9 protein-coding genes and 1 pseudogene are annotated in these 12,255 nt (G+C 52.7%); 5 read left to right on the top strand and 5 right to left on the bottom strand.

What is annotated here, in order from left to right:
• Nucleotides 1-56: 56 nt before the first annotated feature.
• From J2D75_RS13770 to J2D75_RS13760, 3 genes are read right to left on the bottom strand one after another with little or no spacing between them, the layout of a single operon-like run.
• The gene (locus J2D75_RS13770; RefSeq protein WP_207855369.1) at nucleotides 57-1,598 is read right to left on the bottom strand and encodes an efflux transporter outer membrane subunit; all 1,542 of its coding nucleotides are present in this window, start codon (nucleotides 1,596-1,598) and stop codon (nucleotides 57-59) included.
• Nucleotides 1,595-2,794 (bottom strand): efflux RND transporter periplasmic adaptor subunit, encoded by a 1,200-nt coding sequence (locus J2D75_RS13765; protein ID WP_207855368.1) that lies wholly within the window; start codon nucleotides 2,792-2,794, stop codon nucleotides 1,595-1,597. Before J2D75_RS13765 ends, J2D75_RS13770 begins: the two co-directional genes overlap by 4 nt.
• Nucleotides 2,794-5,985, bottom strand: a complete 3,192-nt coding sequence (locus tag J2D75_RS13760; RefSeq protein WP_207855367.1) for an efflux RND transporter permease subunit — start codon at nucleotides 5,983-5,985, stop codon at nucleotides 2,794-2,796. The genes J2D75_RS13765 and J2D75_RS13760 overlap by 1 nt, the downstream gene beginning before the upstream one ends.
• A gap of 160 nt (nucleotides 5,986-6,145) precedes the next feature.
• Between J2D75_RS13760 and J2D75_RS13755 the strand changes: the two are divergent.
• Nucleotides 6,146-7,007: pseudogene (locus J2D75_RS13755) on the top strand (transposase).
• Nucleotides 7,008-7,168: 161 nt separating this feature from the next.
• Here the strand turns inward: J2D75_RS13755 and J2D75_RS13750 are convergent.
• On the bottom strand, nucleotides 7,169-7,768 hold the full coding sequence (locus J2D75_RS13750; RefSeq protein ID WP_207855366.1) for a TetR/AcrR family transcriptional regulator: 600 nt from the start codon (nucleotides 7,766-7,768) through the stop codon (nucleotides 7,169-7,171).
• 85 nt (nucleotides 7,769-7,853) lie between these two features.
• Here J2D75_RS13750 and J2D75_RS13745 point away from each other — a divergent pair, with 85 nt between their 5' ends.
• The 3 genes from J2D75_RS13745 to J2D75_RS13735 all read left to right on the top strand — a co-directional run bounded on the left by J2D75_RS13745 (nucleotide 7,854) and on the right by J2D75_RS13735 (nucleotide 10,949).
• Nucleotides 7,854-9,254, top strand: a complete 1,401-nt coding sequence (locus tag J2D75_RS13745) for a methyl-accepting chemotaxis protein (protein ID WP_207855365.1) — start codon at nucleotides 7,854-7,856, stop codon at nucleotides 9,252-9,254.
• Between the two features lie 278 nt (nucleotides 9,255-9,532).
• Nucleotides 9,533-10,327, top strand: coding sequence for an EAL domain-containing protein (locus tag J2D75_RS13740; protein WP_207855364.1), 795 nt, complete (start codon nucleotides 9,533-9,535; stop codon nucleotides 10,325-10,327).
• Nucleotides 10,320-10,949, top strand: coding sequence for a hypothetical protein (locus J2D75_RS13735; protein ID WP_207855363.1), 630 nt, complete (start codon nucleotides 10,320-10,322; stop codon nucleotides 10,947-10,949). The genes J2D75_RS13740 and J2D75_RS13735 overlap by 8 nt, the downstream gene beginning before the upstream one ends.
• A gap of 16 nt (nucleotides 10,950-10,965) precedes the next feature.
• Here J2D75_RS13735 and J2D75_RS13730 read toward each other — a convergent pair whose 3' ends face one another.
• The gene (locus J2D75_RS13730) at nucleotides 10,966-11,181 is read right to left on the bottom strand and encodes an antitoxin VbhA family protein (RefSeq protein WP_207855362.1); all 216 of its coding nucleotides are present in this window, start codon (nucleotides 11,179-11,181) and stop codon (nucleotides 10,966-10,968) included.
• Nucleotides 11,182-11,368: 187 nt separating this feature from the next.
• Between J2D75_RS13730 and J2D75_RS13725 the strand changes: the two genes are divergently transcribed.
• Nucleotides 11,369-12,157, top strand: a complete 789-nt coding sequence (locus J2D75_RS13725) for an ImuA family protein (protein ID WP_207855361.1) — start codon at nucleotides 11,369-11,371, stop codon at nucleotides 12,155-12,157.
• The last annotated feature ends 98 nt before the right edge of the window (nucleotides 12,158-12,255 follow it).

The following is a 12,255-nucleotide window of genomic DNA, read 5'->3' as shown; positions in this document are numbered from 1 at the left end:
TAGGGGGTTTTTAGAACCCTCCAGCTTCATAAGGCTCCCAACCCGACAGACTACCTTTACTGTTTGTTAAGCTGCTTCATGGAATCAGCCGGCGTTTGCAGGCCTGAATACTGCATGACACCGAATGACATGGTGTCGTCAGGTGTGGGCAGATCGCTCTGGCGCCAGCCCCCACCCAGAGCACGGATGAGGCCGACCGTGCTTTGCAGGGCACGGGCCTGCACCTGCACACGGTCAATGCGTGCATCGAGCGTATTCACCTGCGCGATCAGTGCATCAAGATAGCTGTCAGCACCTCCTTTATACAGGGTCATTGTCAGGGTCTGCGCCTTCTCAGCCGTTTGCACCGCCTGCCCCAGACGCTCCGTTTCCGCCCGCAGGCGGTTTGTCAGCGACAGACCGTTTTCCACATCCCCGAACGCGGTGAGAACCGTCATGCGGTAGTGATCCAGCGTTTCGCGGTAGACAGACCACGAATGCTGCAACTGCGCGCGGCGCAGCCCGCCTTCGAATATCGGCATGGAAACGGAAGCACCATAAGACCACATGCTGTTAGCCAGATTGGCGAGATTGAATCCGTTGGAATCAAACCCGCCATTGGCGCTGAAAAACACATGCGGATAAAACGCTGCCCGTGCAATGCCGATCGCCCGGTTGGCCTGAGCCATGCTCCGCTCCGCCGCCGCAATATCCGGCCTGCGCTCCAGCAGGTCGGACGGTAGGCCGGTCGGCACCAGCGGCTCCACATTCGTCAGTTCATCGACCGCCGCGATATGGAAGGTGGAGGGCTGTTCATTCACCAGCACGGCAATGCCGTGCTCCAGCACCTCACGCTGGGCCTGCACATCAAGCAGGCGTGCTTGTGTCATATAAAGCTGGTTCTGGGCTCGTGCCACGTCGATACCCGTGGCGTCCTGATTATCGAGCCGTGTCTGGGTCACATGCAGGGCCTGCTGATAATACGCGATGGACTGCGTATAAATGGCGTTCTGGGCATCAAGCCCACGCAGGGCGAAATAATCCGATGCCAATTCCGCCTGCAGACTCAGCCGTGCGGCGGCGTAATCAGCCGCCTGCTCCTGTGCATAGTATTTCTGCACCCGTACCTGATTGCGGATAGCCGACCAGATATCGGGCTCCCAGCTTGCAAGGCCGGAGTAAAACTCATCCGTGGCCGTAATTGGGCCTTTGTAGCGGAACAGGCGATCTGCCGAGCTTTTGTTGTCGCTCGCGCCAAACGCCATGCCCAGATGCGGCAGCAGATCGGAGCGCGCCTCCATGACAATGGCGCGCGACTGCGAAAAGCGCTCGGCTGCGGCCTGAAGGTCAGCATTGTTTGCAAGCGCTTCCTGCTCCAGCCCGTTCAGCGTGGTGTCGGCAAACAGCGTCCACCAGTCAGGCTTCAGGGCTACGGTGCCAGGCACCGCATCCTTGAATGGTCCCTGCCCGTGCCATGATGCCGGCACCACATAATGGGGCGGATCATAATGCGGTGCCAGATCACAGGCACTTAGCACAGTCAGGGAAAGCAGCAGGCCTGCCCGCGCCGTCAGGCGGCGCGCACGCACGGTGCCAAAACGCGAGAGGGTCTGTTTCATTCGTCATCCTCCTCTCTAGCGGCGGCTGGCGGTGTGCTGAGATAGCCCTTTTCAGGGGATACCGGCCGAACAGAATCGCCTTCGAGTAGATCGGCTGGCGGGTTGTTGATGATCCGGTCATCGGGAAAAAGCCCAGCACTGACCTCCGTATACGCATCAGCCATGCGACCCACTGTGATATTACGGTAATGGGCAATATCTTTAGCATCGACGGTCGCCACCTGCATGCCGTGCTCTTGGAACACCAGTGCTCCGGTGGGAATGGTGTAAACACCCTTATTTGCTGGGGCAGTGAGTGTGACGGAGGCAAAGCTGCCCGGCCACAGTTTCTGTCCTCCATTATCGATCGAGAATTCCGTGATAACTGTGCGTGTATTCGGGTCAAACCCTTTGGCAATCGTCAGGAATTGGGCTTCAAATATTTTGTTGGGAAACTGTGGCACCGTAACCTTCGCCGTTAATGCGGAACTTAATGTGGAGGAGAATGTTTCCGGTACGGACACGAACAGTCGCATGGCGTGGGTATCAGCCACGGTAAACAGTTCGCTGGCCGTGCCATTCGCATTCATGTTGCCGCTACCAGCCCCAACATAGTCGCCCACGTTGATGTTACGCGCGATCACCACCCCATCAAACGGTGCTTCAATGCTCTTGAAGTGGATCATGGCCTGATACTGGGCGACCTTGTGCTCGGCTGCTTCAAGCTCTGCCTTGGCTGACTGCTCGTTGGCATTCTGCACCGAAACAGACTGGCCAGACACTGCCTGTGACTGCCCCATGGACCGCCAGCGTGTGGCGGTTATGGAGGCAAGGCCGTATTTGGCCTGCGCAACCTTGAGATCCGCCTGGGCCTGAGCGTATTCGGCATCCAGTCTGGGCGTATTGATCTCGGCCAGAAGATCGCCTTTTTTCACGACCGCACCGTAATCCTGGTACCACATCTTCACGTAGCCCGAGACCTGCGCATAAATAGGCGCCTCGTACCATGCGCTGATTGTACCCGGCAGGGTCATGGTGACGGTTGGCGGCGCCGGCTTGGGCTGCACGAGAGCCACATCCGGTACCCGGCTATAAGCCGCGTCTTCGTGGATCCGAACGCGATTACAAGCACGCTGACCTAGTAGGTAGCTAATATCTGCTACAATAATAGTCACAAGAAGAATGATGAAGATTCTGCCTTTGCGGGAAACAGACATCAGACAGCCTCCTGCCGGTGGGCCGTATCCGTGCTGGATGGCTTTTCCGGATGATGATGGAAAATTGCATAAACACAGGGGACAAAAAGTAGGGTGGAAATGGTGGCCACGATCAGCCCGCCAATAACCGCCTTACCCAGTGGCGCATTTTGCGAATTGCTTATGGCCATGGGCACCATGCCGATAATCATGGCCGAAGCCGTCATGATAACCGGACGGATACGGCCTATCCCTGCCTCGATCGCAGCCGTGACGGCACTGCGGTGCATGGCAAAGCGTTCCTTGGCGAAGGACACCACCAGAATGGAATTGGCCGTAGCCGTTCCCATGCACATGATGGCCCCCGTCAACGCAGGCACGGAAAGGCGTGTCTGGGTCAGGAACAGGCTCCAGGCAATACCGGCCAGAGCACCCGGCAGTGCGGAGATGATGATGAAAGGATCAATCCAGGACTGGAAGTTGATCACAATCAGCATGTAGATCAGCACCACCGAAACCACGAGCCCTGCAATCAGCTCCACATAAGCGCTGTGCATGGTTGTGGCCTGACCACGGATATCCACCGCAACACCACGCGGCAGATCTCCTTTTGTTGCCGCAATCTCACGTTTGACCTGAGCCAGAACAGACCCGAGATCAGTAAACTCGGTGGAAACGTAGATATCGATATCGGGCATGGAGTTGTAGTGAGACACCTGACCGGGGGTGCCGATAGGTTTGATCGTGGTGATGCTACCCAGAAGCTGCATGTCTTTGCCGTTGGGATCGCCATCTCCCTTGTCTACAGGGATGGTCAGCAGGTTGTTGTAGTGTGTGAGCTGATCCTGCGAGACATAGACATTCAGCGGGAACGTAATGCCGGTCTTGGGGTCAAGCCAGTATTGCGGGTCCACTGTCTGACTACCAGAAAGGGTCATCAGTTCGTTATTGGCAATATCACCTTCCGTCATGCCCGTGGCCTGACTGAATGTGCGGTTGCCCTGCACGAACAGTGTTGGTGTGTTCATGGTCTGCTGGATAACGGTATCCACGGCTCCGGGTATGCTGCGCAGGCGATTAACCAACAGGCGGGCATAGCGATAGTTGTCGCGAATATCAGGCCCGGAGATCTGGATATCAACCGGTGCAGGTGAACCGAAGTTAAGGATTTTCTCGGTCAGATCCGCGGGCTGGAAGGTAAAGACCGTGCCGGGGAAGCTGGCCGAAAGCTTGCGCCGAAGCAGGGCGCGGTAATCCCACACAGGAGAAGTCTCGTCCTTGAGTGTGATAGTCAGGTCGCAATCCTGTGTACCGATTGTGGGCGTGGGAATGAACGCCTGGTTATGCGGACCTTCAGGCAGACCGCAGTTATTGATGATCCCTTCCACCTTGCCGGGTAGGATCTGTTCAATCCTATTATTCACCAGACTAACGATACGACCCGTGGTTTCAATACGTGTCCCTAAAGGGGCACGCATGTGCATCTGAAGCGCACCGGACTTGACTTCGGGAAAGAAGTCCTGCCCGACGACGGTAAACAGCGCGAGGGAGAGCACGGACAGCCCCAGAAACACCGCGACAAACTTGCGGCGTTTGTTAACCACGCGTTCCAGTACCCGCCCATAGCGGAGCTTGAAAGCGTGGAAGGCATGCTCGAACTTGTTCTGGAACCGCCCGAAGAACCCTTTGGGCAGGGCTTCATGTTCATCACCATGCAGGCCGGGATGCACCTGCCCTGCGAGCAGATATTTGGCCATGGTAGGCACGAGTGTACGAGAGAGGATGAACGATGCCAGCATGGCGAAAACAATCGCTTCGGCCATAGGCATGAACAGCCAGCCCGCCACACCGCTCAGGCGGAACAGCGGTGTCCACACAATGCAGATGCACAGGGTGGAAACCAGTGTGGGAATAACGATCTGGTTGGCCGCATCGATAATGGCGGTTTCCAGATCCTTGCCCATTTCAAGATGGGTATCGATATTCTCGATCATGACGGTTGCGTCATCCACCAGAATACCAACAGCCAGCGCCAAGCCACCCAGTGTCATGACGTTGATGGTCTGCCCCGCCCACAACAGGCAGATGATGGCTGCCAGAATGCACAGCGGAATAGACGTGGCAATAATGATGGTGGAGCGCCAGGAGCCAAGGAACAGCAGCACGACAAGACCTGTCAGCACGGCGGCTGTCAGCATTTCGCGCACCACATCCTTGATGGCGTCCTTAACGAATACCGAGGCGTCGCTCAGCACCGAAATATGGACATCCGGCGGTACAAGCTGTCGGACACGAGGTAGCAGTTCTTTGGTTCTGGACACGACATCAAGGGTCGAGGCCTCGCCACTTTTCATGACGACGATCATGACGCCCTGCTTGCCTTGAACCAGCACAAGGTTGGTCTGCGGGTGTCCGCCACGGTACACGTTGGCTACGTCACGCACATAAATGACGGCATTACCTACGCGCTTGACGGGAATGTCCCCTAACTCTTCCATAGACCGTGGTGTGGCGTTGGTCTGCACCATCCAGTCCGTTCTATATATTTTCTGATCGCCTGCGGGCAGCACGATATTCTGCTTGCGCAGGGCGTTCTGCACGTCCATGGCGGAGAGATGATGCGCCTGAAGCTGCTTCTGGTTGAGAGCAACCATGATGAAGCTGTCCATACCGCCGTAAGCCTGCGGCAGAACAGAACCCGGCACGGTCACGAGAATGGGGCGGATGCGCGTCATCGCGATCTTGAACAGATCTGACGGGGTCTGCTTGTCAGACGTTACCTGCAGCGCCAGAACCGGCACCGAGGACGCATCCAGACGCATGACCATGGGCGCTGGAATGTTATCAGGCAACTGCTTGATAACGGTCTGGGAAATAGCCGTAACTTCGGCTTCAGCTTCACCGATATCCGTTCCGGGCTGGAAGTAGATATTTACGATGCTGCGGCCGTAATACGAGCTGCTTTCCATATGCTCGATGCCCTCCACAGTGGAGGTCACGGCCAGTTCGTAGTTGTAGGTTATGCGTCCTGCGAATTCCTCTGGCAGCATGCCGCCGTATGTCCACACAACGGACACCACGGGCAGCTTGATATTGGGAAACACATCGGTTGGCGCGCGCATAACAGAGAGCACGCCAAACGCGAGAATGAGCATTGAAAGGACCACAAAGGTGTAGGGCCGTTTCAATGCGGTTATGACGATTGCATTCATGCCTTCCCAGTTCTCGATGGATTGTGGTCGCCGTTGATTTTATTTTATACAAAATTTATTTATGAATTACCTACAAAGAGAGAGTTAGAAAAACCTTATGGTTTTGTTGCCTTCTCTTTGATTTCATTTCTCCTGAGTTGCTTAGATGGGGTGATGGAAGATGAAGCACTCTGGTTTCAGTGACTTTGAAGAGCGGTTTGCTCACCTACGCGGACTTAGTCATCAACTTGCAGTGTTTTCCCGGCCTGTGGATTTTGAGGTGTTCCGCCCAGATCTTGACAAGGCACAGGCGTATTCCGACGGAAGCAAAGGCGGGCGTCCGCCGTTTGATCCAGTGCTGATGTTCAAGATCCTGATGATCCAGACAATCAACAATCTGTCCGATGAACGGACGGAATACCTGATCAACGACCGTCTCTCCTTCATGCGCTTTTTAGGTCTGGGGCTGTCGGACTGCGTGCCTGATGCCAAAACCATCTGGCTGTTCAGGGAGTGTCTGACACAAGCGGGGGCAATTGATATTTTGTTCAACCGCTTTGATGCGACCCTGCGTAACGCTGGGTATCTGCCGATGTCAGGCCAGATACTGGATGCCATGCTGGTAGCGGCTCCGAAGCAGCGCAATACCAATACGGAGAAGGCGGATCTGCGTGAAGGACGGATCCCTCAGGACTGGCAGGACAAGCCGTCCAAACTGTCCCACAAGGACAGGCATGCGCGCGGGCCCCTGAAATTCACGAAAGCGAAGCGATGGGAGGTCGGGAGTATGCCTGCAACAGATCTGGCCATCCCGTTCTTTGGCTATAAATCGCATATCTCCATCGACAGGAAATTTCGGCTGATCCGCAAATGGAAAACGACGATGCCGCGTCGAGCATGTCTTTGCTGACCAGAAATCGCAAATGGGTCTGTTCGTCCGAACTGTCGGTATCACCCGGGCCACCATGAGGATCGGCCTGGCCAATATCGTCTATAATATGCGCCGCTTCCTCTTCCTGGAGCGGATCAGCGCGAATGCATAGCAATCCAGCGGGGGGACAGCACTCGATCTGCTCAAAACGCAGATCGAAATATCTCCGGAAACCGTCAATTAAATCGCCAAAAGCCAGAAATTACAGGCCAAGCACATCAATCCAGGGTTCTTCGGCCCGTCATTTCCCTGACAAACAGACCGATCTCGCTCTCAGTTTTTTGTTGAAAGAACCCGTTCCGTAGTTACATAGGCATCTATCAATGCTTGATTGTCGCGCGTAATTTTGACCATTAGCGTTGACCCTAGCCACATTTTATAAAGCATTTCTGCCGTCTTTTTTGGTTCTTCTGCTATTTTCACTGAGCCATCTATAATTGCATATTCTATGGCCTGTGTAATTTTATCGACGACGCTTGTTGTCCCATGTATAAGAACCCTCCTCATGGGTTCTGACATATCTGACACTTCGGCCCCAAGCTTTACGGTCAGACATTTTCCTGTCGTGGGAGTGTTTTTTTGCGTATCGCACCATTTTTTCCAATAGAGCATCAATCGCTCTCGCCCAGTCATAGCTGGGGTTTGAAACATCTCATCAAGAAGACTCAGATAGGAATCAAAATAAGTCTCTAGAACTTCAACTCCAAGCATATCTTTAGACTTGAAATAATGATAAAATGATCCCTTTGGAACACCTGCCTCGGCCAGGATTTCATTTAATCCGGCTGATGCAAAGCCTTTCCGGCTAATGATCATACGAGCCGCGTGCAGAATTGCCTGCTTAGTGTCGCGGTTATGCGTCGTGTGTTGCATGAAGATCATAACTCATATATGAAAATGAATAGACCAGTCGTCTACAAACAGGCAGCCAAAAGATTTCGGGAGTTTTTTTAGTTCCATGTTTTTTTCAAGAGGTAAAAGTAAAAATCAAGTTGACGTGAGAACAGTACATCAAATTCTTGCAGAGTCAATATTTGAGCATACTCTGAGCGGATGTTTTTATTTGAAAGATGGTAAGGTCGCTGATTGCAATAATGCGATGCTTGATCTTGTTGGTGGCAGCAGAGAGCAGATCATCGGGTTAAGTGTTGAAAAATTTTCGCCTGATTTTCAGCCTGATGGGAAAAAATCAAGTGATGCCACACAGGAAATAGTAGGAAACCTTATAAAATATAGAAACCCAATCCAATTTGATTGGATGCATGTCCGTATGGACGGGACAATTCTTCCTGTTTTTGCAACAATATTTCTTATAAGCATTGAAGGGAATGACGAAATTGCGGTTGTCTGGGAAGATCGGCGTGAGCATTTTGCCGCACAGGAACAGCAGAAAAAAAACCAAACAAATATAGAATTTATGACTGAGTCTTTCCGTCGGGTTTTACAGGCTATAAAATCAGGCGATCTTACCGCGACATTAGATCAAGCCTTTGCTCCTGAATATGAATCTATCAGAAAAGATTTCAATGAAGGACTTTGCGCCATTAGTGAGGCGATGCAGCAAATTACAAGCAATACGACTGTTGTCAGTAATACATCAGCTGAAGTTTCCACGGCAACCGATGATCTGGCACGGCGGACTGAGGAACAGGCGTCCAGCCTTGAGCAAACAACAGTCACTGTTTCATCCATTAATAAAAATATGCATAAGATAGCAGAAATAACGCAAGATGCTCGGGAAACGTCTGATTTAACAAAAAAAAGCGTAGCGCTTTCACAAAAGGCCATTGGCAACACGATGAACGCCATGAGTAAAATAGAAGAATCTTCTAAAAAAATTAACACTATCATAGAAACCATTAACGGAATTTCATTTCAAACAAATATTCTTGCTCTCAATGCCGCGGTTGAAGCCGCCAGAGCCGGTGAGCATGGTCGTGGATTTTCTGTTGTTGCAAGCGAGATCAGAACGCTGGCTCAACGCACTGCCGATGAATCAAAAAATATACAGGAACTCATTTCCCGCTCTTACGCTGACATTAACCATGGCGTTGGGTTTGTTGAAGATACCGAAAAATGTATTCGAGACATTACAAGCCAGATTGATGATTTGGGAAATCTGATTGAAAATGTTTCAACATCAGCTGCCGAACAATCCAGTGGCTTGAACGAAATCAATCTGACAATGAACGAAATGGATGCCATTACTCAAAAAAATGCGGCCATGGTGGAAGAGACGACTGCCGCGGTCCATAACCTCGCACGCGAAGCAATGTCATTGAGGGAGATAGTCAGTCATTTCACTACAGATGAGATTAGCACTGCAGGGCGGCAGCCACGACTGGCGTTGGCAAGGTAGCCCTCCCCTAGGTTAAATTATGATATAAATATCTCGGAAACAGGGGCTTTGTGTATCTTCATTGTTTTATGAAAACATAGCCTCTGTAAAAAACTTTATTGGTTCCATCCCATATTGTTGCCTGTCATTGCCCAATTTTATCCGGATATTTTGAGCAGCATAAAACGGCCTGTGGAGGATTCCGTGGAATTTTACATACTTCACCACACAGAATTGATAATTACTAATATCCGTAAACAGCCATCATCTCTTTATTAGCTTATTAAAAGATTTATCCAATGATAGTTTTCCCATGTGGTCAGTGCGTAGAGCAGGAATACAACCAATTCTTCCAAAAGAACCTTGTTGAAATTTACTATCAACCAATTCTTGATGAATATTTAAGTATTGTATGCTTTGAGCAACTCATGAGAGTGAAATGCAGATGCGGCAAGATATTCTCACCAGATCATTTTAAGCCTCTTTTGACTGAGAATACTCTCCATAAAAAAGTGACAGCACTGTGTCTTGAATCTGCAGAAAAATTCATAAAGAAATACGATGGAAGGTATAGTGTTTCTATTAATATTTCTCAAGTAGATATAAATAACAAAGTTTTTTTGGATCAGTTGAAAGAAATTTCAAAGAAAACCCCTCGGATTCCAAAAAACATAATTTTAGAGATTTCGGAGCGTATGAAAGTGAACAAGAACATTGTTGAAAAAATAAAAAGACTTATAAATTATGGTTACAAATTTTCTCTTGATGACTTCTTTTCTGAGCATAGTACTCTGCTTCCTGTGATCGATATAGATCTTTACGGAATCAAGATCGACAAAGGTATGTTGGTTAACTTTTCGTCTAATTTAAAGACACAAGCATTAATAGAAGCCATCATATATTATTGTAAAAGGATGCAAATCTATTGTTACGCTGAAGGGGTGGAAACTATTAATGCGTTTTATGAGCTAAAAGGTATGGGGGTTAGGCGCTTCCAGGGATTTTTCTGCTCTCCTGCTGTGAGCTTCGACCAACTCGACAAGCTTATCGAGGGTTGGAATAGGCGATATGTAGCTGGTCATACTCATGAGTGAGCACACCAAGAGTGACAATCGTGAAGATCATTTGGTCACCTCAGTCCGCCGCCGTGGTCGCGAAAAGCTCGCGAAGCGGACGATTGAGACGGTCCTTCAGCTCACGCCAGATACAGAAACGGTTGCGGTGACGCTCCGTGCGGCTGGCCTGCGCTTATCCCGCAAGGCCGAGGCCATCGGGCGCGAGGGAACCCGTGCTGTCCGGGCTCAAGTCAAAGGCACCGATTTTTCGATGTTCGCGGATTTTGACGCGCTGCAGGAGCACGCGCGGCTCTGCTTGCAGGAAACAGTCGATGCCTTTCTGGAACTGCTAGCGCAGGCACAAGATGAGCGTTTCCAGATCGAACAGATTACACAGAACACGACTGTCGAGCAGAGGCTGTCCGCTCCCGTTTTCCGTGCCAGACGGGAAGCCGCAGCCGTGGCTCTGCATCAGGTCTGGAAAAGCGGACACTGGATTGCAGGTGCATGGGAAGCTTTTGGCAAAGTGTTCGATGCCTACCGTAAAGCCAACCCTGACCCGCCACCTGCCCTCGCCAGCAACGACACTGCGCCTGCCCGTCAGGATCTGGTTGCCCGCAAGATCGTCTCTCTCAATGCCTGGAAGTCGGCCGATCGGTAAGCATCAGGGATAGGGGTTATGAACGCGCGGCGACCTTGTAGCGTGGATCCGCCTGTAGCCGCGCCATGATACGACGACGCACCTCATCCCCCGTGATTTCGCCTCGTGCGCATGCTTCCAGATCTGCAGCTGCCTCTGGAGAAATCGGCTGCCCTTCCCGGGCCGCGCTGGCCAGCGCGGCCTGAACAGCCTGTAGGCGGTGTTCCTTGTCAGAATCTGTGAGATTTTTCATGTGTTGTCTCATCGTTGATCGTGAGTTTTACCTCCAGATGCCGGCTTAAGCGAGGGGCAAAAAACTCGCCACTCCAGTTTCTCCGTAAGATCAAACGGATAGCCACGCCCGGCCTCGCGTGTGTATGAAAAGGCTTGTGTTCGCTTTTTGTTCCGTTGTAGCCATGAGGGCATAAAGGAGCCCTCTCATGCATCAGGACAAGACGGACACGCTGGCGCTTCTGCGCGCAAAAATCCGCCAGATGGAAGCCCCGCCGCCGGTGTCGGCCGACAGGCTGCCCACCGGGTTTGCAGCCATCGATACGCATCTTGTCGGGGGCCTTGCGCGTGGCTGCGTGCATGAGGTGTTCAGCATCGGACGCGACAACCTTTATGGCTCACGCTCAGCCGCCTTTGTCGCCCATGTGCTGGCGCGCACCACCGGACCGGTGATCTGGGCCAGCGAAGACTATCCTGACCTGTCCGCGCCGGGCATCCGTCAGTCCGGCCTTAACCCCGGTCGCCTGCTCTGCGTCACCACCCGTAAGGGCGGTCTCGAAGCCCTGTGCGAGGATGTGCTGAACGAACGCGGGGTCTGTGCCCTGGTCGCGGATCTGCGCACACCGCTCTCGCTCACCCAGTCCCGCCGTCTGGTCCTTGCGGCTGAACGGAGTCAGGTGAGCGGTTTCTTGCTCTGTCGCATGGCGGGGGGAATGAGCGATCCGCCTGCCAGCGCCAGCATGACCCGCTGGCGGATTGGCGGTAGCCCCTCAACGCTGCGCACTGACCTCCCCTCCCTTTCGCCGGTTGCCGGTCCGGAACGCTGGTCCGTCGAACTGATGCGCCATCGCGGCGGAGCCAACGGCACCTGGATCACCACCCCGACACGCCATGACCCGACGTATTCTCTCCCTGTGGCTCCCCCTCTGGCCGATCGAACGGCACCAGAAACAGCAGCCAGTCCCTTCACGCACCGGACTGGCGCTCTACGCGCCTGAGCGTGGTCGGCTTGTCGTCACGGCGGCCGATCCCATCGCCCTGCGGTTGGGGATCCGTCACGGGATGCCGCTGGCGCAGGCCCGGGCCATGCAGCCGG

It is taken from the genome of Acetobacter suratthaniensis, from assembly GCF_017377745.1.
Classification (GTDB): domain Bacteria; phylum Pseudomonadota; class Alphaproteobacteria; order Acetobacterales; family Acetobacteraceae; genus Acetobacter; species Acetobacter suratthaniensis.
This window is presented reverse-complemented; position numbering and strand designations above follow the sequence as displayed.